The sequence below is a fragment of the Nocardioides allogilvus genome, from assembly GCF_003047285.1.
Classification (GTDB): domain Bacteria; phylum Actinomycetota; class Actinomycetes; order Propionibacteriales; family Nocardioidaceae; genus Nocardioides; species Nocardioides allogilvus.
Genome location: NZ_PZYX01000016.1, coordinates 15,893 through 38,569 on the forward strand (window position 1 = coordinate 15,893; position 22,677 = coordinate 38,569).

22 protein-coding genes are annotated in these 22,677 nt (G+C 67.4%); 1 reads left to right on the plus strand and 21 read right to left on the minus strand.

The features are described 5' to 3' along the window. Window positions 1-123: 123 nt before the first annotated feature. From C9J87_RS17940 to C9J87_RS18040, 21 genes are all read right to left on the minus strand, one after another. The gene (locus tag C9J87_RS17940; protein WP_107706216.1) at window positions 124-426 is read right to left on the minus strand and encodes a DUF6112 family protein; all 303 of its coding nucleotides are present in this window, start codon (window positions 424-426) and stop codon (window positions 124-126) included. 29 nt (window positions 427-455) lie between these two features. Further along, a complete protein-coding gene (locus tag C9J87_RS17945) occupies window positions 456-743 on the minus strand; it encodes a DUF6112 family protein (protein ID WP_232820103.1) in 288 nt (95 codons plus the stop codon). An 800-nt stretch (window positions 744-1,543) separates the two neighbouring features. Next, window positions 1,544-2,656: a C40 family peptidase gene (locus C9J87_RS17950; protein WP_232820114.1), complete on the minus strand. Its 1,113-nt coding sequence runs from the start codon at window positions 2,654-2,656 to the stop codon at window positions 1,544-1,546. Window positions 2,657-2,669: 13 nt separating this feature from the next. Then, a complete protein-coding gene (locus tag C9J87_RS17955; protein ID WP_107706218.1) occupies window positions 2,670-3,335 on the minus strand; it encodes a hypothetical protein in 666 nt (221 codons plus the stop codon). A gap of 43 nt (window positions 3,336-3,378) precedes the next feature. Then, window positions 3,379-4,308 carry a ParB N-terminal domain-containing protein gene (locus C9J87_RS17960; RefSeq protein ID WP_157953256.1) on the minus strand — a complete coding sequence of 310 codons (930 nt, stop codon included), beginning with the start codon at window positions 4,306-4,308 and terminating at the stop codon, window positions 3,379-3,381. A 43-nt stretch (window positions 4,309-4,351) separates the two neighbouring features. Further along, window positions 4,352-5,161, minus strand: a complete 810-nt coding sequence (locus tag C9J87_RS17965; protein WP_107706220.1) for a serine/arginine repetitive matrix protein 2 — start codon at window positions 5,159-5,161, stop codon at window positions 4,352-4,354. Between the two features lie 343 nt (window positions 5,162-5,504). Further along, on the minus strand, window positions 5,505-6,413 hold the full coding sequence (locus tag C9J87_RS17970) for a bifunctional DNA primase/polymerase (RefSeq protein WP_107706221.1): 909 nt from the start codon (window positions 6,411-6,413) through the stop codon (window positions 5,505-5,507). 96 nt (window positions 6,414-6,509) lie between these two features. Next, window positions 6,510-7,025, minus strand: coding sequence for a GNAT family N-acetyltransferase (locus tag C9J87_RS17975; RefSeq protein WP_107706263.1), 516 nt, complete (start codon window positions 7,023-7,025; stop codon window positions 6,510-6,512). 129 nt (window positions 7,026-7,154) lie between these two features. Further along, window positions 7,155-8,015 carry an abortive infection family protein gene (locus C9J87_RS17980; protein WP_107706222.1) on the minus strand — a complete coding sequence of 287 codons (861 nt, stop codon included), beginning with the start codon at window positions 8,013-8,015 and terminating at the stop codon, window positions 7,155-7,157. Between the two features lie 57 nt (window positions 8,016-8,072). Next, complete coding sequence (locus C9J87_RS17985; protein WP_198652397.1) at window positions 8,073-11,024, minus strand: LysM peptidoglycan-binding domain-containing protein; 2,952 nt, start codon at window positions 11,022-11,024, stop codon at window positions 8,073-8,075. 47 nt (window positions 11,025-11,071) lie between these two features. After that, the gene (locus tag C9J87_RS17990; RefSeq protein WP_107706224.1) at window positions 11,072-11,494 is read right to left on the minus strand and encodes a TadE/TadG family type IV pilus assembly protein; all 423 of its coding nucleotides are present in this window, start codon (window positions 11,492-11,494) and stop codon (window positions 11,072-11,074) included. Continuing rightward, window positions 11,491-11,916, minus strand: coding sequence for a TadE/TadG family type IV pilus assembly protein (locus C9J87_RS17995; RefSeq protein ID WP_107706225.1), 426 nt, complete (start codon window positions 11,914-11,916; stop codon window positions 11,491-11,493). The genes C9J87_RS17990 and C9J87_RS17995 overlap by 4 nt, the downstream gene beginning before the upstream one ends. Beyond that, on the minus strand, window positions 11,913-12,329 hold the full coding sequence (locus tag C9J87_RS18000) for a TadE family protein (RefSeq protein ID WP_107706226.1): 417 nt from the start codon (window positions 12,327-12,329) through the stop codon (window positions 11,913-11,915). The genes C9J87_RS17995 and C9J87_RS18000 overlap by 4 nt, the downstream gene beginning before the upstream one ends. Further along, a complete protein-coding gene (locus C9J87_RS18005) occupies window positions 12,298-12,492 on the minus strand; it encodes a hypothetical protein (RefSeq protein ID WP_107706227.1) in 195 nt (64 codons plus the stop codon). Before C9J87_RS18005 ends, C9J87_RS18000 begins: the two co-directional genes overlap by 32 nt. A 29-nt stretch (window positions 12,493-12,521) precedes the next feature. Next, entirely contained in the window at window positions 12,522-13,424 is a 903-nt protein-coding gene (locus C9J87_RS18010) for a type II secretion system F family protein (protein WP_107706228.1), read from the minus strand. Continuing rightward, entirely contained in the window at window positions 13,421-14,275 is an 855-nt protein-coding gene (locus C9J87_RS18015; RefSeq protein ID WP_107706229.1) for a type II secretion system F family protein, read from the minus strand. The genes C9J87_RS18010 and C9J87_RS18015 overlap by 4 nt, the downstream gene beginning before the upstream one ends. Further along, window positions 14,272-15,744: a CpaF family protein gene (locus tag C9J87_RS18020; RefSeq protein WP_107706230.1), complete on the minus strand. Its 1,473-nt coding sequence runs from the start codon at window positions 15,742-15,744 to the stop codon at window positions 14,272-14,274. Before C9J87_RS18020 ends, C9J87_RS18015 begins: the two co-directional genes overlap by 4 nt. After that, window positions 15,741-16,505 carry a P-loop NTPase family protein gene (locus C9J87_RS18025; protein ID WP_107706231.1) on the minus strand — a complete coding sequence of 255 codons (765 nt, stop codon included), beginning with the start codon at window positions 16,503-16,505 and terminating at the stop codon, window positions 15,741-15,743. The genes C9J87_RS18020 and C9J87_RS18025 overlap by 4 nt, the downstream gene beginning before the upstream one ends. Next, the gene (locus C9J87_RS18030) at window positions 16,505-17,182 is read right to left on the minus strand and encodes an SAF domain-containing protein (protein WP_107706232.1); all 678 of its coding nucleotides are present in this window, start codon (window positions 17,180-17,182) and stop codon (window positions 16,505-16,507) included. Before C9J87_RS18030 ends, C9J87_RS18025 begins: the two co-directional genes overlap by 1 nt. A 24-nt stretch (window positions 17,183-17,206) precedes the next feature. Then, window positions 17,207-18,169, minus strand: a complete 963-nt coding sequence (locus tag C9J87_RS18035; RefSeq protein WP_107706233.1) for a hypothetical protein — start codon at window positions 18,167-18,169, stop codon at window positions 17,207-17,209. Then, window positions 18,154-18,771: a hypothetical protein gene (locus C9J87_RS18040; protein WP_157953257.1), complete on the minus strand. Its 618-nt coding sequence runs from the start codon at window positions 18,769-18,771 to the stop codon at window positions 18,154-18,156. The genes C9J87_RS18035 and C9J87_RS18040 overlap by 16 nt, the downstream gene beginning before the upstream one ends. Window positions 18,772-19,145: 374 nt before the next feature. Between C9J87_RS18040 and mobF the strand changes: the two genes are divergently transcribed. Continuing rightward, on the plus strand, window positions 19,146-22,670 hold the full coding sequence (mobF, locus tag C9J87_RS18045; RefSeq protein WP_232820106.1) for a MobF family relaxase: 3,525 nt from the start codon (window positions 19,146-19,148) through the stop codon (window positions 22,668-22,670). Window positions 22,671-22,677: the final 7 nt, after the last annotated feature.

The following is a 22,677-nucleotide window of genomic DNA, read 5'->3' on the forward strand; positions in this document are numbered from 1 at the left end:
CACCGCCCATGCCTTGAGCGAGCCAGTCGAACGGAGCGGTGACGACGGCGCCAGCGGCATCCCCCGCGACGTTGCAGACCGTGTGGATCACCGGTACATCACAGACACCCATGACCGTTCGCCTCAGACCTGCTGGCCGACGTTCCAGAAGAAGTTGACCAGCGTCACGGACGCGCCGCAGACAACAGCGGCACCGATCGCGACAAGTACGCCGAGCTTGCCGCGTCCGGCGAGGTGCGGATTGGACGAGTTCGCTCCGAGCGCCCAAACGATGGCGGAGATGATGAGGGCGAGCACGGCGAGAATCAGGCCGACGGTCATCGAGGCACCGACGATCTGTTTGAGCTCGCCGATGCCAGGCAGCCCGTTGGAGTTCGGGTTGATGTCGATGTCAAGCGGCAGCAGGACTCGTGCTGAGAGGTTCATGGGGGCTCCTGAGGTCGAGGGCGTACGACTTACAGGTGGGCGCCGATGTCCAACAGCCAGTTGGCCCAGGTGAGCGCGGCGCCGGTCAGGGTGGCGCCGCCGATGGCGACGAAGCAGCCGAGCTTGGCCTTCTGGGCGGTGTGCCAACTCCCCGAGCCGGACGCGAGGGCCCATGTGGTCGCGGAGACGACCAGCATGAGGACGGCGATGACCAGGCCATAGGTCAGAAGCGCTCCGACGATGGCGCGGAGGTCGTCTGAGCCGCCCACGGCACCGAAGTCAGGGGCGACATCCGCAGGGATGTAATGAGTCTCCACGTCACTCAGGTGCACGAGCCGGGGCGCGCAGGTGCCTGACCCGGTTGTGGGGTAATCGGCTTGGTCGTTGGCGCGACTTCAGCGCTCGTCGCCTTCTCACGCCTCAGGTGTGCGCGGTTCGCGCATCTCTCGCGGGAACGTGTCAGCGGTGACGGTCAGCAGTTGTCGCAGATCCCAGTGGCTGGCAGTTCCGTCCAGCATGTTGGGCACGTAGGGCGCGCAGCATCGTCTCGGCTGCTGCGACTGACTTCGTTCGAGCCGCCCGCATTGCTGAACAAGACGACGCGCTGGTCATCCGTTGCCCCACGGGTGACCCTGATGCCAGCAGCAGTCAGGAGTGTTTCGCTCTCCGGGTGGTGGATGTACGCGCGACCTGCAGCAAGGAACATTTTCTGGATGCCATCAGCGTCGAGACACGATGCACCCCTCATGTACGACGACCCCGACTGCTCTACGTAGCGCACTGTTCCCAAGGCAGTGGCCATGGCGTAGATGAGGGCATGGTCCGCTGCCGTGCGGCGCTTGTTGTACTTCGCGGCTTCCTGGAGCGACAGTTCGGCCATCAGTCGTCCAGCCCGACCGCGGCGGTCACTTGCTCGAAGACCCGCGCCAACTTGTAGCCGTCAGCGCGCCACAGTCCCATCTCCAGTGCCATGGCGACAGCCTCCCAGACAGCACCGACAGTTGGTGGAGACTCGTTCGGATGGCCTCCGGTTCGCCACGGGCTTCGAGTGACCCATGGCTCGGACCAAAGTGCCTAACGAGAGGCGTGTCTGGTTCTTCCTCATGTGGCCGCCGGATCACCCGAGGCGGCGGACGGTCATGACCTCGCCAGCAAACTCGCCGATGGTGCCGTACCGAACGACATCACCGGTCCGAGGTGCGTGCAGGATTTTCTCGGCCCCGACGTAGATCGCAACATGGTGCGGGCGACCAGCGCCGGGGTAGCCGAAGAAGATCAGGTCGCCGGGCTGCTTGTCAGCCCAAGCGATTCCCTGGCCGAGGCGGATCTGGTCGCCTGTGTAGTGGGGGAGCCGGACGCGCCCGCCCGACGCTTGATAGGCGGCGTAAAGGACGAGGCCTGAGCAGTCGAAGCCGTCTCCGGTCGGGCCCTCGAAGTTGCCTCCGCCCCAAACGTACGGCTTACCGAGCTGTGAGGCGGCTGCGGCGATCAGTGCGCCCGGGAACCCCAGCGGCAAGTTGGCCGGAAGATCGCTGCCCGTCTGCGCGCACTCCAACGAACTGCTCAGGGACGCGCCGCTGAGCGTGGCGAGGACCTTCTCGGCTATCGGCTGGTTGACGGCGTATCGGTCCGGATACGCGGAAACCTGCACCGCCTGGGCGGCGGCGCCGGGGTCCATCGTCTGCCAGCCATCGATGTCGAGGAGGCCGCGAGGCGAACCGTGGTTCGGGCCGCTGGGACCACCGTAGAAGGCGCGCGACGACCAGACGGGGTCCATCAGTTTCGCGACGCGGCCCCACCCTGCAGCGGGGCGCTGCTGGAAGAGCCCAAGCGAGTCGTGGTCGCCGCCGTTGCCGTCGTTCGGGAGGTCGTCCGATTCTGGATAGGCGCCGGTGTTCGAAAGCACCCTGAGGGACGACTCGGTGAGTGCAGTCATGATCGCGATGAGTTGGCCGCGAGCAGGGACGTTCTGGCTCTTGCCGACGGCGATGATCGTCGCGGCTCGGGTGAGTTGTTGCTGGTGAAGCGTGACGGTTTGGCCGTTGGTATTGACCGCGGACAGGCTTGGCGGAATGGGTCCCGCAACGCCGAGACTTCCAGTCGCTTGGCCGTCCCACAGGCAGCTACTGGAGCCTGCGGCGGCCGGGCTGATCAGGGTTGCGACGCCGAGGATGGCGGCGGCGGGTGCGAGCAGGACTGCGGCCGCCGCGCCGGCTACGAACACCTTCATGCCCACGCGCGTCTCACCTCATCGGTTTGTCGAGCTGGGAGAGGCGCAGGACGTGACAGCGTTCGAAGGACGGCTGGCAGGCGACGAAGACCGTGAAGGAGACCGGGTACGACGACTCGGCGATCTCGCCGTTCCAGACGCCAGCGCGATGCCGGGTCCCCGCGATCGTCACCGCCGTCGTGCCGGGGCGGAGATGGCCGCGAGCCTGCTCGACGGCGCCGGCCCAGGAGTCGGGCACGTAGGTGTCCTCGATGTTGATCGACTGCACCACCTCCATCGCGCCGAGGTCGAGCCACTGCTCGACGGTGGGCAGGTAGGTGGTGACGTCGGCGAGCAGACCGGGAGTCTCCTCGCCGGACGGATCGGTGTCTGCCAGGACAACTGAGGTGTAGTCGGTTGGGAGGAAGCCCCCGCTGGTGTCCCAGTCGAAGAGCGACTCGGCGACTGCGCGCGCGTAGGCGATTGGATCGTTGGTGTGGGGGAGTGATCGTTCCTGAAGCGTGACGACAGGGTCAGCGGGCGGTTCGACCACCGCGACGTGCCCCGACCGATCCGTCGACGGGTCCGCGTTGTTGCCGCTCGGCCCACGGGCAAGTCCGTAGATGCCGACGGCGACCGTCACCAGGGCGATAACGCAGGCGACGAGAAGGATGATCTGGCGGCCGGTGAGGTTCGACATCACGACTCCGTGGGATGGGCAACAGGACGTCTCGTAGGTGCGCCTACGACGCCGTCGAAGCTGCTTGGCGCCGCGCGGCCATGAGCTGGTCGCGGAACGCGAGAGTCGCGGTGACAACCCGGTCGAAGCGATCCCAGTCCTCATGCGTGAGCTGGGCAGCGAGAGCATCGACGTCGTACATCTCGGTCCAGCCGTCGAGCTCGGTCCAGGTCAGATTGAACGAACGCACGCTGCGGAAGTGGCTGGTCGAACCCTGGTTGCGCTTGAGGTTGTTCCGCCCCTTCTCCCTCTCCTCGCGCAGGGCACGTTCATGAGCCTCCCGGCCCATGCGTTGAAGGTCGGTCTCAACCTCGGGTTGGGGCTCCTGTGTCTTGTCGAATGCTTCCTTGACCTCCCGGTAGAGCGGCTTGACCGGCTCGCCCTCCTCGATGCGGCGGAGCGCGTCGTTGGCCATCGCGCGGATCTCTGGAGGCGTGGCCTTTCGGGCGGCCCAGTCCATCAAGGCGCAGACTCGTTCGTGGGTGCTGTACGACGCCTTGCCTGTGAGTGCCATCGCAGCCTGGCGTCGTGCGGCACCGGGTTCTCCCGGTTGTGCGCCGGGCGCATGACCGGAGAGTCCCGCGTTGTCCGTGCCCCCGAACTGCGTCGCTTGCTTGCGGAGCTCCGCTTCCTCTGCCCTGATCGCCTTCAACTCCCGGTAGAGCGAGGCCTTCTCCAGCTCGGTGAGCGGCAGGTGCAGGGCGTTCTCATCTTGCTGGGCGAGGAGGCTCTCGAGCTTGTCCGAGATCCCGGAGCGGACCCAGACCTTCAGCGCGCGCCAGCCCAGGCGTCGTACGGCTTCGAGACGACGCCACCCGCAGACGAGGACCCCTTCTGGGGTGATGGTGATCGGCTGGAGCATGCCGATCTGCTCGATGGAATCCATGAGCTGTTTGAGGTCGCCGGGGTCCTTGCGGTGACGGACGCCGACCACGATCGAGTCGATCGCTCGATCCAGCTCGATGTGGCCCCGAGTGTCAGGCATGGATCAGGCCCGCCGGACGCGGTGCGGTGCTGCTGATGTCGAACACGAGCAGGTCGTCATCGAGCAGCTCCGTCACAGGATGGCCGATCGCCAGGCGCAAGAGGACGCCATGGCCGTCCGACGTGCAAGCCTCGTCCGGGTTCGGGTTGCCCAAGATGATGCGCAGCACCGTCGACCAGGCGTCTTGGTCGATGTCGAGCAGCGCCCGAGCGGTGTGGTCGCGACGCAGCGCGGCGTGGGTCTTCGAGCGGCTTCCGGACTCGGCGAGGCGGGAGGCGATGTAGTCGAGTGCGCAGGTCGCGGTGTCGTGGGGCCAGCCCAGGGCGGTGAAGAGATCGATCGCCATCTCGACGGCCTCGAATGCGCGGGTGGGAGGAGTCTCGACTGCCTTGAACGGCTCAACTGCGAGGGAGGGCAGGAAGTTCGGGAGGTCGGCCTCGGTGTCGCAGAAGCGACGCACGTCGTGGTGGCGCGAGATCTCGGGCCGCCGTGCTTGGTCGACCGAACACATCAGCCCGGCGGCGCGTTCCTCGGCGATCAGGCTGACCTTCACCGCCTGTGTGACGACGGCCCACGGGTCGATCGCTGACCGGACGGCGTAGGTGCGCATCGCCTCGAACGCTGCGGCTGCGCCGGCGCTCGAGTCGCAACGGTGTTTGACCGCGAGCGCTTCGTACTTGCGGGCGGTGAACCGCATGAGGTCGCTGGCTTCGGGGTCGGTCTCCCAGGCGAGCGGACCGGACACCCGGAGCCGCACCAGCAGGCGGCGTAGTCCTTTGGGGGTGGTGAATGAGTAGCTCACAGTTGGAGTCCTTCCTGACGGTTCACCGGGGTAGGCGGCGAGATTGGGCGTGAGAGGCCTCGTTGGATCGCGTGGGTGGCCTTCGTCGGGGTACGGCGAGCACGCCGGATCAACTCGGCCTGGAGGTCGATGCCGCGTCCGACCAGGGGCGCGGCATACGTCGCGAGTTCGGTCGGGCGCACCCACGTGATGCCTCGCTTCGCGGTCGCTGGCGTCGCCGGACTCGAACCGAGTGACGGGTCGTGGTGGTGAGCGAGTTGGTTGACCGCTGCTTCGATATCTTGCGCGGCGGGCGCCGGCTCTGGCGGCCGGTAGCTGTGGCGGCGGTACTCGGTGTGCGTGTTCACAGTTGAATCGCCTCACTCCGTTGGGTAGGGCCCAGGCCGCTCCCGGGGCCGAGGCGGGATGCGATGCGGAAGGCGGAGTCGATCGTCGACTCGATCTCCCGGTCGGGAAGCCCGGCGTACTGCGCGGCCGGCATGAGGAAGCCGACGGCGTCGGGGCGGCTCAGGCCGTTCTCGACCATCCGGCAGGACGCCCAGAAGAGGGCGTGATTGCGACCGCCCTCCGGAGCCAGCGCGACCGTCCTCGCGAGTGCCTCGGGACGACACCCTTTCGCGAGCAGGCCTGTGGGCGGCGGCGCGGGAGTCTGCCGGGGAGGCTCGAGGAACTGACGCAGCTTGGTCGCGTCGACCGCCTTGGCCGGCTGTGTCGTGACTGCGATGACGCCATAGGCCTTCCTGACGCCGTCGACCTCGATGCGCGACGGCGGGGCGATGACGTAGCCGCCATCGCCGCGAAAGTCGACATGCGCCGACGGGACCTGCCAGGAGCGCTGCTCGTGGTCGGTCGCGACCGGGTAGTAGGCATGGATCCCGCCCGACGGGGTGCGGACCATCCAGCCCCACTTGTCAGCGAGGCCCTCGGCGCGAGCTCGCTCGAACGAGTCGAAGCCGCTGCCCCCCGCGTGGACGTCAACGTCGACGACGAGGATCCCGGTGCTCGCCCCCGTGGGGAGACCGATGTTGGCGTCGGGAGTGCGCTGCCACCAGCGATGGACCACGCGGGCCACCGAGGTGGCGTCGTGGAAGCCGTTGGGGGTCAACGGCTGCTTGCCGCCAGGCACGCACGGGAAGACCGGAATGCCAAGGTTGGCGTAGCGCATCGCGGCTGCCGCGAGCGTTGGTTCCTCAGCGACTCGCTGCATTGTCGAGGCCGACCATGTTGGGATCGGGTTGGTGGGGTCGAGCATGCACTCGACGATGCGCCGTCAGGTATCCACGATTTCGGGATACCTGCCCGGATTCGAGAGGGGGATACCTGCGTTTCCGCAGGTGAACAGGTATCCCTAAGTCGTTCTGGATTCCGGGTTGACGTAGCTGGCTTGGTGTTGAGGTGGCCGCAGGTCAGCGCTGAACACGAGGGCAGGACCGCCGTTCTTGTGGACTTCGCGCTCCAATGCGAGGCCGATGTTCGCTGCGACCCGTTGGGAGGCGACGTTCGCTGGTCGGATGATCGCGATCAGGTGCTCGATGCCTTCTGCGCTTGCCGCCGCGCGAACCGCCTTGGCGGCTTCGCTGGCGTACGCCTGCCGGCGAAGATCACAGCGCACGTGCCAGCCCACCTCTACGAACCAGTCGCCCTCGACCTCCTGCATAGTGAGACCGCAGTCGCCGACGAAGTCACCGGCGTGGGTCTCGATGACCCAGAGTCCGAACCCGTGATGCTCGTAGTTGCGTCGGGTCCATTCAATCCAGCCGTCGGGGCCGCGAGAGCCGCCGATCTCTAAGATTGCAATGTCGGGCAGGTCCGCCTCGATCATCTCGCGGAACCGAAGCCTTGTGGTCGGGGCTGGAATCACCATCACACGATATGGCGCTGACCTCGAGATCTACGTCGGTACGAGTGCATCAAGGAGGGGTCGAGTACGCCGCACCCTCGTCGGATCCCGTTGTGTCGATCCGGATCGCGTGCAACCGAACTCACCGACCAATTAGTCGGTCGCGCTCAATTCGTCGGCGTAGCGCCACGGCGCGGTCGGATCGGCGAGTGTTTCGAGCATTAGCTGACACCAGACCTGAGCCGCCCCGACCACGAGCCGGGCATGCCGTGGCCGGACCCACGTCGGCACGCTCTCGGTTCCGTGATCGACGCCGACCTGATTGCGAATCTCAGTGACGCCCTGCGCGAGCGTCACGAGCGATTGGAGCACCTGACGGAGCGACGCGTTCTCGTCACTGACAGCCTTCGCCGCGAGCCCGAGCGACTCCTGGGCGGCCGTCACGAGCGCAGGCACCTTCGCGGCCTTCGAGTACGTCTTCCCGCGCTTGGTGAGCACCAACTTGGCTGTCGACTCGATGAGCGCCTTTGCGGTGCTCACGGCGAGCCGTGGATCGGTGTCGACGGCATCGCCGAGCCGCGCGAGGTGGTCGTGGATCGCTCCAGCGTCCGTGAGCGCTGCGAGCGCTTCGGCGGTGAAGCCAACTGTCGGCCCGTTCGGATCGGTGACGGCGAAAGTGGTCTCGTCGACCTCGAAGCCCTCGGTTCGGAGCGTCCGCACCCACCTGTCGAGGTTGGCGGGCTCGAAGTCGGGGTCTCTCCGCCTCGTGGCGATGCGCTGCAAGGTGTCGCTGTAGACGCCGGTCAACCTCGCCGTGTGCGACGGGTTCCCGAGGTCGATCGACGCGAGGTAGCGGCGTGTGCGCTCCCGACGTTCGCTCGAGTCGTTGTCGAGCGGCTGGCGCGGACCGAGCGGGATGTGGTTGTCCTCGAAGAGCGCGTCAATGTCGCGGAGGATCGTATTAGTCAGTTCGTCCGGCAACAGCCGGAGCACCTTCTTGCTGAATGTCGCCACGTGAGCACGCTAGTTGGCGACAGCGAGAAGGCACGTGTGCCACGACACGGGCGCTCCCTAGCCAGTCCGACGGGTGCCAGACGACTGCTTCTGGTTGACGATCCCAGACGTGCGAGGCGGCAACTGGATCGGTCCGTAGTCGTCATCGGTCCGGTTGGAGATGCCGTTCCGCAGCCGTGCGTCGGCTCCTTCATCGTCCCCCATGGCCCGATCTACCGCGACGCGGTCGAGGTTCGCGATCTCGTCGTACGGCGACGCGGCGAGTGCGACGTTCGACGCGAAGGAGGCCAAGTCGAGGTCGCCGACAGCCAAGGCATGGCTGGTGACGATGTGCCCGACGTCGACGATCGCGGCGTTCATGATGTGGTCGAGTCGGTCACCCTCGAGGAGCCAGCCCCAGCCGTCCTTGCGGAGGTCCGTGAACGGCTCGCCGCTGACGAGGTGCAACGCGGAGATGAGGTCGTCCATCCCCTCGGAGCCGCGGCTCTGGCCCCGAGCGCGCAGACGCCGGAACAGGTCGAGATCGCAGAGAACCCCGTCGAGGGCGTACGCCGCTGGGACGCCGTCCTGGTGGGTCTGCTGAGCCCGCGGAAGGTACGGCTTGCCTGCACGGCTCTGCCCGAGCCATTTCCGGATGATGCTCAGGTCCGATCGCGCCTTCTGGGGGCGGATGCAGAGGTCCTCGGCCAGTTTCTCAGCGGTGACCCCGCTGGGGTGGAGCGCGAGGTAGGCCAGGAACTCGACGTAGTAGGGCCGTCGGTGCGCGGTCGCTGTCGCGTCACCCAGCGTCCTGACCGTTATCGGCCCGAGCAACGTGAGCTTCGGTGCGACAGGAACCGGGGAATCCCAACGGGCAAGGTCCTCGTCCAGGTCGGGGTCGGCGGCCCGAACTGCGGACGCGGCTTCCGGAGTTGTGTTCGGGGCGAGCGCCTCGACGTCATCGACGGTCGTGGCCGCCCGGTCGGCGTACACGTGGGTGTCGAGCGGAAGAAGCGACGAGGTGCCCGCCTCTTCTGCCTCGGGACGTGGTTCGGTCAGCTCCTCGACGAGCGCACCTGCGCAATCCGCCACGGCCCGATCGTCAGTCGGACGAGGGATCGGCACGACCTCCGCCTGCGTGGTCAGGTCGATCAGCGCAGCGCAGGCCTCCGCCTCAGCAGCAGTGAGCCCCGAAGCAGTGAGATCGAGGTCGAGGGACGGGATCCGGAGACGGCCTTCCGGGGAGAGGTTGATGTCGACGTACGGCGGGGATGGCTCGCCTCCAACGGTCACGAGAGCCATGCCGGAGCGACCCGGGAAGCCGACGATGGCGCCCGCCAAGCGAGCCAGGCCCGCGCCGCTGTCGCCGGCAGCGATGATCGCCGCGTGGAACTCGTCGGGCTCACCGGTGGGACTGGCGGCTCCGAGGTCGGCGGCCAGTGTGGCAAGGAACGCGGCGTCGCCTGGATCGTGAATGTGGACGAAGTCGCGGTTGATGACGGCGAGCTCACCACCAACGCCCAGCGCTTCGACGTGCACCGGGGACGCCCATGGGTTGACGACCAGTTCGGCCATGAGGTGACGAGTCAACGCGGCGCTGCGGTCGCCATCACCGGTGATCGCCACCGCACGGAGTTCCTCAAGGTTAAGCAGGACGAGCGCTCCAGGGACGGCCTGCCCGACACTGACCAGCATCGGGTATGGCGGCAGCGCCTCCGCGGGAGGCGTCGTCACCTCATCGACCGGGATCTGCCATGCAACTCCTTCCCCGGTCCACGGCTTGGGAAGGGCAGCCGGCTCCGCGAGCGTCAGCACGATCCGGCTCGGTGAGAGTCGGACGGAGACCAGGCGCGGTGCAGGGTTGAGGCAGCGAAGTGAGGCATCGAGTTCTTCGATCGGTTGGGCGGTGGCGGATCCCGTCACCTGCACCGACTTCTCGACCGCCCGTAACTCCTCTGGTGGCGGCGCGATGATCCTGCCGGGTCGGCGATAACGCAGTTGGGTCCGCCGGTGCTGCCGGAGCACCAACCAGAGCGACCCGGCGAGGAGCGCTCCTGCACCGGTCAACCCTGGGAGCAGCCAACTCGGGGCGGCCCAGTCCTCGGCAGATCCGGGCTCGGGCTGCTCGGGTGTCGGATCGGCTACTTCGGGAGCAGGAGGGGCGGCATCCGTCGGAGGAGTCGTCTCGTGGGCGGGTGGGTCCTGAGCGTGGTTCGGCTTCTTTGGCTCGGTCGGCCGAGACTGACCAGGAATGGTCAGCTTCCAGCCCGGAAGGATCAGGTCGGGATCGGTGAGGTGAGCGCCTTTCGCCTGAACGGTATAGCGGGATGCCTCGAAGATCGACGGGTAGGCGTCGGCGTCCCCGAGTTCGTCCTCGGCGATCTCCGAGAGCGTGTCGCCGGGCTGGACGAGGTACGCGCCCTCTGGCGCAGCCTCAAGAAGGGGAACCTTGAGGACCGTTCCGGGAAGCAGGAAGTCGGGACGACCGTCGAGGACGGCTCGGTTCAGGTCGACGAGCTCGACGTACCGCGTTCCGGAGCCCAGACGTTCCTCGGCGATCTTCCAGAGGCTGTCGCCGCGCCTCACCGTGTAGCGCTCTGTGTCGGGCTCCACCTTCGCCTCGACCACCGGTTGGGCTGCGCTGACCGCGGCAGGTTCCGCAGCTACGACCGTCGGATCGGAGAGGGGAGATGTCATGGCCGCTTCAGCCGGTGGCTGCGGCAGGAACGCGGTCGCTGACGGGACCGCGACGAAGAGCAATGCCGCAGCAGCGACAAGGCGGTCGGCGGCGATCTGTGGCACGACGAGTCCGGGCAGCCGCGGAGCGCGCATCCCGCGGATCTGTGACACGACCGAGGCGAGCAACTGGCAGGTGAAGACCGCCCACGCGATCCAGCAGACCGCGGTGATGACTTCCACCGCGAGCGTCCCGTCGTCGGGTGCGGTGAGCCGTGACCATGAGAAGGCCGACAGATCCGGGATCGCCCCGATAGCGAGAAGCACGGTCGGCACGCCGACCACGAAGGCCACGAGGGCAACCGTTGCAGCCAGACCTTGCAGGCGGGTGGGGAGAGTTCTCATCGCTCGTTACCTCCGAGGGTGCGGATCAGGCGCGCGGTTGCTGTGCCGGTGACGTCGAGGTGGTCGATGCCGATCACGCCTAGGAATCGTGACTCGTAGGAGTCGTCGACGGTCACGGTGATGGTGTTGCCGTTAGTGATCGCGACGGTGCCGCTGACTCCGGCGGCGTCGAGGTATCGCTGGGCTGCGGCTCGAGCGGCGGCCGGGCTGATGGCGAGGTCGTGTCCCTGGATGGCGGCGCCACCTTCGACCTCTTCGCCTCCGGCTCGGGCGGCTTGGGCTGCGAGGTCGTGGGCGCGCTCGTGGGCGTGTACCTGGCCGCCGAGGTCGACGGCGAGGCCGACGAGGAAGATCATCACGAAGCTGGACAGCGCTAGCCAGACTGTGATGGATCCGCGTGCGTCGCGGTGCCGGCTCACGACTCCCTCCACGTGTCGACGGGGCTGGACATGGTCGCTATCAGGACGCGACTTCCTGGTACTCCCGGAATGGCGAGGTCTGCCAGGTCCAGGCGACAGGAGACGCGCACCTCGACCGAGCCGGGTACGCCGGGCTGCTTGTTGAAGTCGGTGGTGTCCACGGTGACCTCGATGTCCGAGCACCCGATCTGTTGGTTGGCGATGCTCGCTGTCGCGGCTTCGCGCGCGTTACTTCGTGCGGTCTGCGCGTCCCGCGCGATCGACGCCGAGCGGGCCCCGTCAGCGGCAGCCGCTTGGAGCGCTTGGTGGGTGCTCGCCGTACGCCCGCCGAAGATGATCAAGGCGACTAACAGGGCGAACGCAGGTACGCCGATCGCGGCCTCGATCGCCGCTGACCCTCGTTCGTCGCGCAGCCGGATCATGGCGCGGTCACCCTCTCAACTGGGACGGTCGCGCTCTGGGTGATCCGGACCTGCCAGCCGGGGATCACGCTCAGGCTGAACCCGGTGACTGTCACCGAAGCCGTTGTCGCGGTCCGGTCGGCGGTGGTCGAGGTGCCGGTGAGAACATCGTCGCCGCCAGCCTCGGCGATGAAATCGTTGGCCGCGCCGACACCGTCGGACTCGCGTCCATGCTCGACACCGGCTGCTCGGGCGCCCTCCTGCGCAGCAGCGATCGCGACCGTGCGTGCGTGATAGAAGAGCGCGGCCTGCATTCCCAAGAACATGATGGCGAAGAGAGCGGGCAGCAGGATCACGAGCTCGATCGAAACCGAACCCTGCTGATCGCGCCGCCGAGGGCGGCTACTTGATCTTGCCGGCCTGCGACGTGACATAGGACGTGACCGCGGCGACCACAATGCCGACGATGGCGATGACCGCCACAGCCCAGAGGACGTGCTCGGTGGTGACCGAGCCACGCTCGTCATGCCGTGTACGGCGCAGGTCGTCGTACATGGATGTTGCTGTGAGTTGAAGCAGAACGAGAAGTTTCAACATGGGTTCCTCCTTGGTGGTGTCCTTCCGTGTCACGAGGCCGTGAGCATGCGAAGCAATGAGGGCGCGACCAGCAGCGCCATGAAGATCACGCCGAGCAGCGATCCGGGGATGGTCATCCGTTCGCCGACTGCGTTCGCCTCGGCGATCTCGTCGTTGAGCATCGCCGTGCGCATGGCCGCGGATCGAGCGCGGAGGGTGGCATACACGCTCGCTCCTTCCTCTCCGGAGAGCCGCATGATGTCTGCGAAGTCGTCGAGCTCGGGGAGTCCGAGCTCCTCTGCCAAGGTGTGCAGGGCGTCCCAGGGCGGCAAGCCGGACCAGCGCGAGCGTGTGAGTTCCTCCGAGAGTCGGGTGAATACCCACGAGTCGCCAACCTCGGCGGCGGCCTCCATCGCCTGCCGCACGCCGATCCCGTTGTTGCGTTCAAGGGCGACCAAGTCGATGTAGGCGCCAAGTGCGCGGGCGAACTCGAGCCGAGCCTTCCGGGCGTCGTCGAGCGCGTTGTAGTTCGGCAGGAAGAACATGACGGCGGCGAGCCCGAGGGAGGCAAGAGCCGGGATCTGGAAGGGGATGCCCAGTCCCAACGAGTTGAAGAGCAGGGTGAGCCCCGGCGGGATCAGCAGGCCGAGGCCGGCAAAGGTCAGCTTCTCGCCGTAGAACTGCGCGACGGAGATCCGAAGCAGGGCGAGCTCGCGACTCGGCGTACGAACCCAAAGTCCGGGCGGAAGTACGCGCAGACCCCAGAGTCCGAGCCGCTCCTTGCTCGTCTGAGCCGCGGCAGCCGTCGCTGTCGTCCGTGCGCGCGTGGAGGCGACGCGCGCCAACGCGTCGGCGAGATCGGGCTCGACCGGCAGCAGCCGGGCAACAATGAGCGTCAGCCCGAGTCCGGTCAGTCCGCCCGAGAGGATCGCCAACTGGAGCCCGGTGATCATCGCGCCACCATCGCTCCAGAGCGTGCCGACAAGAACCGGGGCATCGGCCGTCCTGTCGCCATCCGCTTCATCCAGACCAGCGTGGCGACGTACGCCGAGAGCAGCACCGCGAGGATGACCTGGCCGACCGGACTCCGGTAGGGCTCGACGTAGCTGCCTGAAAGCGCGAGGACGATCAGGACGCTGGCACTGATCAGCGTTACCCACCGGGCCGTCGACCGGGGCTTCGCTCGATCAGCCTCCACTTGACGACGCGCTCGCACGTCGGCTGCGACCGACTCGGCGAGCCCTTCCAGCACGCTGGCGAGCCCGGCACCGCGGCGGCGCGCCCCGAGGATGAGGTTTGCGGCAACCAGGTCGCCGGTGGCGTCATCGAGTTCGTCGGCGAAGGTCCGGAGCGCGGTCTCGGTGTCCCAGCGTGCACGGAGTCTGGCCACCAGTCGGGTGACCTCGACGTTGATCGGCGCAGGTGTCGATCGGAGCGTGGCCGCGAGCGCCTGCTCCAGGCCGATTCCGACCGTGAGCACTCCGGCCAGCGAGCGGGTCCATTCCTCCATGGCTTCGAGGCGCGCGATCTGAGCGGCGGCCGGGGGAGCGGACAGCAGGGTGGGCAAGCCGATGACCGCCACAGGCGCGATGACCAGGGAGAGGACCCAGCCGGTGATCAGCCAGCCGAGGAGTCCGAGCCCAATTCCGGCGAGAAGCAACATCCGGGTGCGAGCGGGCAGGTTGAAGTGACGGCTGCGCCCCCACGGCCGGGGCGGCAACGCGGTGAGCCGTAGCCCGACGAAGATGCCGAGGAGCCCGGCGGCGATCAGGCCGCCCGCGAGGCTGGGGATCAGCGGGCTCACGGCTGGACTCCGAACGGCTGCGTAGAGAGGTACGCCGCGAGGTCGAATCCGTGCTGGGCGAGGGCTCGGTAATCGTCAGGGAGTACGTCGGGCCGGGCGACGCCCGACGCATCCGCACGAAAGACATGGGTCGTCGCGTAGCCGACTTCCCTCTCGCCGGGTGCCAGAGCGATGACTTCGGCAACCCGTCTTGTCCGCTGCGCACCGCCAGGGACGGGCCTGGTCTCCATGCTCAGTTGGACGATGAGGTCGACGGTCGCGGCCAGCTTGCTGGTGGCAAGCCCGTGGGTGATGTGTGGTCCGGCCTCCATCGCGCAGGTGACAAGTTTCTGCACCGCGGCGATGGCGTCGCCGGCGTGCGTCGTGGAGATGGAGCCCGTTCCGGACTCCATCGCCTTGATCATCGCCCAGATCTCCTTGCCACGGACCTCCCCGACGATCTGTCGCGAGAGGTTGAAGCGGAAGGAGTCGACCAGGGCCTCGTCAAGCGTGAACTCGCCTGCCTGGCGACCATCCGGGCCGCGCTCACCTGAGCCGGGCCGGGACTCCCACGCGTGTACCACTTTGTGGCGGCCGAGCTCGTGCAGGTGCAGCTCGTACTCAGTCTCGAAGGTGCCGATCGCCTCCAACGCGTCGATCTCGGCGCAGAGCGCCCGCACGAGCGTCGTCTTGCCGGCACCCTGTGCGCCCGCCACGACAATCGAACGACGAGCACGTACGGCGGCGCGGAGAAATGATGCCAGTGTCGGCGTCATCATCTCCCTCGCCACGAGGTCGTCGAGGGTGACCTGCATCAGCCGGTGGCGCCTGATGACGACCGACGGACGCGGGGTCACCCACGCGGCCGCAGCGAGGCGGGATCCGCCATCGAGCCTGAGGTGGAGCCGGGGCTGGGCCTCGGAGAAGGATCGTGCGTTGACCTCGCTGCGGGAGGCAAGGAAGACGAGGAAGTCGATCAGTTCCTGGTCGGAGTCGGCAACTGCCGGCCCGTCGACGAGCGTTCCGTCGACCAACTCGAGGAGGACGTTGTCGTGGCCGACGATGACGATGTTCTCGATCCGGTCGTCATCCACCAGTGGCTGGAGCCGACCGAGCCGGAACAAGGAGTCGAAGACCGTCTGGGCGGTGGCCTGCTGGCGCGCCAGACTCCAGGTGACCTGACCGGCGTCGACTGCGTCAGCCATCGCCGACTCGATGAGATCCAGCACGATCGACCGACCAAGCTCCTGCTGCGCGGCCTTGTCGAGTCGACTCCGGTCGGATGCGACCGCTTGGCTCAACTGCTCTGATGCCTGGGCACGGAGCGCAGAGACGATCGACCAGTCGACGTCGGTGTTCTCAGTCGGCACCGCGACTACTTGAGTGTCGAGCGCGGATGGGTCCGGCGTCGAGCCGTTGGCCGCCTGAGTGAACAGCGGCAGCCGCGACAGGTCGCCGTAGTCGTTGAGGTCGCGGGACGCCTCGCTCATTGGGCCGACTCCTCGATGAGAGTGAACCGACCACGAGCGACGTGCGCCTGCACCGACTGCGCAGCAGCCTGGAGTCCACGGACGTAAGGCCCGGTCTCGAAGCGCCGTGGCGGGGTCGCTCCGCGTTGGTAGACGGCAGCGGCCGTCGGATCGTCGGGAAGATCGGCGACAACGGGCATGCCCAGGACCTTGGCCACGTCGGAATCGCGATACGGCTGACCCTCGCCGATGAGCAGCAAGCCCGGGTGGGGCCAACCGCTGGCCGGCTGGCGCACTGTCTCTGCCCACGACCGAGCTGCCGAGATCGACGGTAGCGTCGCTCGAGTGACCAGCAGCGTCACGTCAGCGGCATCGAGCAGCTGCTGGGGGGAACCGGCGAGACCGAGTCGACCACCGTCCACAATGACGTCCTGGCCGTTGGCCTCCAGTTCCTTGAGAGCGACAGCCAGCGGCTCCCACACATCGTTGAGGGCGGCGGCCTGAGCGTGCGTCCGAGTGCCGGCGACGAGGGAAACGCTCGGGCTCAGTGGGCGGACGACCTCTCGCAGCGCGTCTGCCACGCCGAGCGGCGACAGCGCGAGCTCGATCAGTCCGGCGTCGTACGGCGTCGTCCCGCGCAGGAAGCCAGCAAGGATCCCGGAACCGCCAGTCGGGTCAGCCTCGACCAGAAGCACAGGGCGCGGCCAGCAGAACGCGAGCCCGACGGCAGTCGTGGTGACGCCGGGCGAGCCCGAGGCAGATGTCAGGCAGATGACGGCCATTACTCGGTCCCTGAGTCGAGAACGAGTACGACGTTGCCGGTGGCGGCGCGGGCCGCGAGGACTCCAGCATCGGCGTACGGGACCAGAACATTGACGACCGTGTTGCCAGTGGTCTCATCGAGGTAGGTGTCGACGACCTCGGCAACGGTGAACTGCGGCGCGTTCGCCGGCACATCGCCGTTCTCGCCAGGCGTGGCGATGATCCGAACCTTGTCACCGCCGTACATCGGCATGGCCGGGACCTGCGCCGGCGTCAGCGAGATCCCCACGATCGACTGGCCATTTGGAGGCATCGGCTCGTCCGCCGTCGACTCCCGGGTGAGCAACCCACCGGCCGCGATGTCGAGGCTTGCCCGCTGGCCGATGACGTCGTCGTACGCCGACGCTGGCAACGGCGCGAGGGCAGGGTCGCCGCTGATCCGGACCCGCTGGATGTCCTTGGCCTCGATCACGTCGCCGCGGTGGATCGTGTCACCCGCAACGAGGACCTCCTGGCTGTCCGTCGTGGCGCTCCACGCCCATGCGCCCATGAGGCAGCCGAGGGCCGTTACGACGACACCGGCCACGACGAGGGCGGGGCGCTTGCGCAGCTTGGGCGGGGGAGTGATGCTCGCGCCGGATTGCGGCGGGGTGGTGCGCGGGCCGGTCTTCCGGTCCTCTCGGGCTGATGTGGTCATCGTCGTCCTCCCTCGCGCAGCTCGTCAGTTCACGAGCACCTGCGCCTCACCGATCCGGATCTGGGTCGAGCGGTTGAGACCGTTGAGGCGGATCGTCCCTGTCTGGCCGGCGCCCGACCAGGTGATGACCCAGCTCGACGTCGCGGTGACGGTGTAGGCGTCATCCGTCTCGTGTGCGCTCGACTTCTTGTAGGTGTGGCCGCAGTCGGGGGACTCCTTCCGCCCGAACTCCGGCTTGTACGGCGAGCCCGCCGTGTCGCAGACGACCTCGGTGCCATCGCCCATGTCCCACGTGACCCGCAGGACGCGAGCCGTCGCGGTGATCGTGATGCCACCAGCGGACGCGCTGGCCTCGATCGGGCCGAACGTGTGGTCGTTCGGAGCCTTCGCCCACATCCAGACCGGCATACCGACGAGGCCGATGCTGTCCGGGCCCGGCTCGGGTGCGATGCCGATAGTGATGGCGGAAAGTTTCATCCGTGCTATCGCCAGTTGCGCGACGTCGCGGGGTGTCGGTCCAGCGCCTGAGTTTGGCGGCGGGTCCTGCGACCAGACCGTGATGAGCAGCCCGGTCTGCGGCTGATAGCAGTTGTAGAGCGCTCCGTCGCCAGGGACGTGGCCCTGCCACATCGGATCGCCGGCAGGCGGCAGGGGAGTGACTGGGCTGATGTAGCAGTGGTAACCGTTCGACCAGTAGCCGTCCGGCGACGAGCACGGCACTGGCCCGGGCGGCGGCTTCGTGATGCCCTGGCTCGTCCCGTCCCAGTAGCAAGCCGCGCCCGTGCCGGTGTCCTCCGGGCCATCGTCACCGGGCTCGCCGGGCGTCCCAGGGGTGCCGGGTACCTCGATCCATACAAGGCACTCGCCCGTGGCGGGATTCGTCTGCGCACAGGTGGTGTCCGCGTACGACGGTGTCGGGACGAGGAAGGCGAGGCAGGAGACGGTGGTGAGGCCGGTCAGGAGGACCCGAGTCAGGAGCTTGCGCATGGCGTCCGCTTGAGATCTTGACCTGTCGCCACCCGCCAGCCGCCGGCCGGATCGGCGGCGTACTTGTAGTTCGCGACCGTGTAGCGCGTCCACCCGGTGTCTGGGCGGTCAGGGGAGACGATCGACACGCCGCTCTCGTCGAGCACATCGACCTTGCTGACGTCCCAGCAGACGTCGAGCACCACCGTCGGCACCTTGCCGACCGAAGGGTCGGAGTTGTCGAGGTTGACGGACTGGACCGTCAGTTCGCTGATGGCCATTGCGCCGGTCTGGCGTTGCCCCTTCTCATGCTGGCGACGTAGAAGCGTCTGGACGGCGCTCAGCTGCGTGCTTGTCGCGACGGTCTTCAACCGCTTGAGGTCGGCGGCCGGGTCCTGACCAACTTCGTCGACCACCGCGAAGTAGGCCCGCATCGCTGCTGTCGCATCGGTCGTTGCTGTGTCCGACGGCGACGCCGGAGAGGCGCTCGTCGTCGGCACGCTCGGAGAGGATGATGCCGGTGGCGACGGCGGGGGATCCTCACCGTTGTCGCCACACGCGGAGACCGCGACCAACAGGAGTGTGCCGGTCGCCCAGGAGATCAGCCCGAGTCGAATCTTCATGGTTGTGTGTCCTGTTCCTCTCGCCGTTCGGCGTGAGGCGCAGACGACCCCACCTGGCGGTGCGTGCATCGTCTGTCCCTTATCGTAGGCCCGATTTGTGATTTCTGACCCGGGCGATTTCCAGCCCGGATCACTTCTCAGGTGCCCTTCTGTTTCCAACCACGCTGCCTAACCTGCTGCCTCTGCCTCATCCCCATCTCGCCTCCTCTCCGACTTTCCCGTCCTCCTGCTTCTGCCCCTCCCGCCTCGTCCCCTCCCGTCTCGTCCTTCGTCCCTGTCCTCCACCTCACCCCTTCTCCATCTCCACACGGGGTGCAGATCGCGGGGTCTGTGGAGAAGGACGCGCACCTGAGACCTGTGGAACGGAAACGGCCGTGACGGTCTCGATGCGCAGGATGTCCGCGGGCAGCGGCTACCAGTACCTGCTGCGGAGCGTCGCCGCCGGCGACGGGAATCGAGCGCTGTCGACACCGCTGACTCGTTACTACGCCGAGGTGGGTACGCCGCCCGGCCGTTGGCTTGGGTCAGGCGTCGGCGCTTTCGGCGCTGGCCAGATCAAGCCCGGCATGGCGGTCACCGAAGAACAACTGGCTCTGCTGGTCGGGATGGGCCGCGACCCTGTGACGGGCGAGCAACTCGGCCGCGCGTACCCGACGTACAAGCGACTGGTCGACCGCATCGACGAGCGCGTCGCGGCACTCGATCCCGAGATGACGCAGGAGGACTGCGCCGCCGAGACCGCAAAGATCGAAGCCGAGGAGACTGCGGCCGGGATGCGCCATGCGGTGGCCGGTTTCGACCTGACGTTCAGTGTGCCGAAGTCAGTCTCGGTGCTCTGGGGTGTCGCGGACGCGGCCACCCAAGAGCGCATCGCTGACGCACACCACGCCGCAGTCGCCGATGTCATCGACTTCTTCGAGCGCGAGGTCGCCGCGACACGAGCCGGCTTCTCGGACCGGGACGGTGCCGTCGCTCAGGTCAGCGTCGAGGGCGTCGCGGCGGTCGCCTATGACCACTTCGACTCGCGCGCTGGCGACCCGCAACTTCACACACATGTGGTCGTGGCCAACAAGGTCTTGACGGAAATGGACCAGCGCTGGCGGAGTCTCGACGGCCGCCCGGTGTTCGCATCCAGGACCGGCCTCTCGGGGCTCTACGACGCTCTGCTCGCCGACCGTCTGGCCCGCGACCTCGGCATCGATTGGGAGCTACGCCAGCGCGGCGCCGACCGCAATCCGCAGTGGGAGATCGTCGGAGTCACCGATGAGCTGATCGTAGAGTTCTCTAGTCGCACCCGCGAGATCGAACTCAAGAAGGACGAACTCATCACCGAGTACGTCGCGCGTCACGGGCGGATGCCCTCAGCGAAGAGGATCGTCGAGCTGCGAGCCCAGGCGACTCTCGCCACCCGGCCGCCTAAGGAGGTCCGCTCGCTCGCAGACCTCACTGCTGACTGGAGGAAGCGGGCCTCCGACCGACTCGGAACCGAAGCGACGGCTTGGACGACGACGCTCCTGGGTTCGACGTCGCAGCCGCTCACGGTCGACGACGTATCGCTGGCGGCAGTCGAGGCGATCGGAGCTGACGTGGTCGCAGCCGTAAGCGTGAAGCGGGCGGTGTGGAATCACTGGAACCTCATGGCGGAGGCGTCCAAGCAGACGATGGATCTGCGGTTCGCCACGACCGAGGACCGTGAGGCAATCGTCGCGATGGTCGTGGATGCCGCCCAGCTGAAGTCGGTCATGCTCACGCCGCCCGAACTGGCGATCAGCCCGGCCCGGTTCCAGCGAGAGGACGGCAGCAGCCTGTTCCGGCCGCGCCACGGCGCGAAGTACTCCTCGACGGTGGTCATCGAGGCAGAGGTACGGCTGCTCGACCGCGCGACGTCGGTGTCGGGCCCGACGGTCCGGCCGCACACCTCCGCTCGCGTCATCGGACGGTCGCCACGCTCGCTGAGTCGCCAGCAACGCGTGGCTCTGGAGAGCATCACCACCTCTGGTCGCCAGGTCGACGTGCTGGTGGGGCCGGCAGGAGCCGGCAAGACGACCGCCATGCGCGCACTCCGAGCAGCCTGGATCGTCGAGCACGGGCAAGGCAGCATCGTTGGCCTGGCGCCGTCGGCCGCTGCCGCCCAGGCATTGGCCGACGACCTCGGTATCGCCTGCGACAACACGGCGAAGTGGCTCCACGAGTACGACCACGGCCGGACCGAACTCCGTTGCGGGCAACTCGTGATCGTCGACGAGGCGACCCTCGCTTGCACGAGATCCCTCGACAGGATTACCGGCATCGCCGCGGGTGCCGGGGCGAAGGTTCTGTTAGTCGGCGATCCGCACCAACTCCAGTCAGTTGATGCCGGTGGAGCGTTCGCACTCCTTGTCGACCGACGACCCGACGCACCTGAGTTGACCGAGATCCACCGCTTCTCTCACGCGTGGGAGAAGGAGGCATCGCTCGAGTTGAGTCGCGGCGACGTCGAAGTCATCTCCACCTACGCCCGGCAGCACCGGATCCGCGAGGGGCTGACGAACCAGATGCTCGATGCTGCCTACGAGGCGTGGCAGGCCGACAGCAGTGCTGGTCGGGCAACCATCCTCGTGACCGAGTCGTCCCACGCCGTACGTGCCCTCAACGAACGAGCCCGTGCCGACCGACTCCTGAACGACGGTGCCGTCGACAGTCGTGAGGTCCACCTCGCAGACAGCAGCCAAGCTTCGGTGGGCGACGTCGTGATCACCCGACGCAACGACCGCACGCTTCGGACGACGTCGGGGAGCTGGGTGAAGAACGGCGACCGCTGGCGCATCACCGACATACGCGGTGATGGCACCGTCGTGGTTAGCCGCGTCGACCCCCGATGCCAGGGACGGACCGTGCTGTCGGCCGACTACGTCGGCCGGCACCTCGACCTCGGGTACGCCGTCACGGCCCACCGCGCCCAGGGCATCACCGTCGACACGGCCCACGTGGTCGTCACCTCGTCGACCTCCCGGGAGAACCTCTACGTCTCGATGACTCGCGGCAGGGAGTCGAACATCGCGTACGTCGCTCTCGACCAGCCCGACGACAGTCACTCGACGCCCGAGCCGGACGACGTCACCGCTCGGACTGTTCTGTACGGCGTCCTGCAGCACAGCGGCGCGAGCCTGTCGGCGCACGCGACGATGGAAGCCGAATACGAGCTCAACGGAGGCATCGACCGCCTTGCCGCCGAACTCGAAACCATCGCGGCTGATGCGCAGCGCGATCGGTTCGTTGACCTCCTGGCGCGATCTGGCCTGACCTCCGGGCAGCACTCCGAGGTCGTCGGGTCACCCGCCTTCGGGCCACTCGCGGCCGCACTACGACGTGCCGAGGCGTACCACCACGATCTTGAGCGACTCGTGCCGCGGGTCGTGGGCCAGCACGGTCTCGACGACGCGGAAGACGTAGCCGCGGTGCTCCGGTATCGCTTGGAGAAGCTGGCGGACTCGAGCCCGCGTCGCACCCGACTGCGCCCCCGCATGATCGCCGGGCTGATTCCCGAGCCACTCGGATCGATGAGCGAGGACGATCGCCAGGCAATCGCCGAGCGCAAGCACCTCATCGAAGCGCGAGCGCGAGCCCTCGTTGAGGAAGCGGTGCGAACCGGCGAGCCGTGGGTACGCCGGCTTGGTGCGTCCCCTGCCAAGCATGCCGAGCGCGATCTCTGGCTCGGGGCAGCAGCCACCGTGGCTGCTTACCGCGACCGCTACAAGGTCACGTCTGACCTTCCCGCCGGCGGGGACGCGCGCAACGAAGCTCAGCGCGCAGACCGCCATCGCGCCATCGCGGCCATGCGCTCTGCTGCTTCGACGAACACGCTCGAACGCCCGTTGGACCCGCCGCAGGTGGAGGTCCGTGCCATTTCCATTCCATAGGCCGCGG

Bases quoted from the DNA above. Each gene is read 5' to 3' on its own strand.
- C9J87_RS17940 (WP_107706216.1), bottom strand. From the start codon at position 426: ATGAACCTCTCAGCACGAGTCCTGCTGCCGCTTGACATCGACATCAAC.
- C9J87_RS17950 (WP_232820114.1), bottom strand. From the start codon at position 2,656: ATGAAGGTGTTCGTAGCCGGCGCGGCGGCCGCAGTCCTGCTCGCACCC.
- C9J87_RS17955 (WP_107706218.1), bottom strand. From the start codon at position 3,335: ATGTCGAACCTCACCGGCCGCCAGATCATCCTTCTCGTCGCCTGCGTT.
- C9J87_RS17970 (WP_107706221.1), bottom strand. From the start codon at position 6,413: ATGCTCGACCCCACCAACCCGATCCCAACATGGTCGGCCTCGACAATG.
- C9J87_RS17975 (WP_107706263.1), bottom strand. From the start codon at position 7,025: ATGGTGATTCCAGCCCCGACCACAAGGCTTCGGTTCCGCGAGATGATC.
- C9J87_RS17995 (WP_107706225.1), bottom strand. From the start codon at position 11,916: ATGATCCGGCTGCGCGACGAACGAGGGTCAGCGGCGATCGAGGCCGCG.
- C9J87_RS18000 (WP_107706226.1), bottom strand. From the start codon at position 12,329: ATGTCACGTCGCAGGCCGGCAAGATCAAGTAGCCGCCCTCGGCGGCGC.
- C9J87_RS18005 (WP_107706227.1), bottom strand. From the start codon at position 12,492: ATGTTGAAACTTCTCGTTCTGCTTCAACTCACAGCAACATCCATGTAC.
- C9J87_RS18010 (WP_107706228.1), bottom strand. From the start codon at position 13,424: ATGATCACCGGGCTCCAGTTGGCGATCCTCTCGGGCGGACTGACCGGA.
- C9J87_RS18020 (WP_107706230.1), bottom strand. From the start codon at position 15,744: ATGAGCGAGGCGTCCCGCGACCTCAACGACTACGGCGACCTGTCGCGG.
- C9J87_RS18025 (WP_107706231.1), bottom strand. From the start codon at position 16,505: ATGGCCGTCATCTGCCTGACATCTGCCTCGGGCTCGCCCGGCGTCACC.
- C9J87_RS18030 (WP_107706232.1), bottom strand. From the start codon at position 17,182: ATGACCACATCAGCCCGAGAGGACCGGAAGACCGGCCCGCGCACCACC.
- C9J87_RS18035 (WP_107706233.1), bottom strand. From the start codon at position 18,169: ATGCGCAAGCTCCTGACTCGGGTCCTCCTGACCGGCCTCACCACCGTC.
- C9J87_RS18040 (WP_157953257.1), bottom strand. From the start codon at position 18,771: ATGAAGATTCGACTCGGGCTGATCTCCTGGGCGACCGGCACACTCCTG.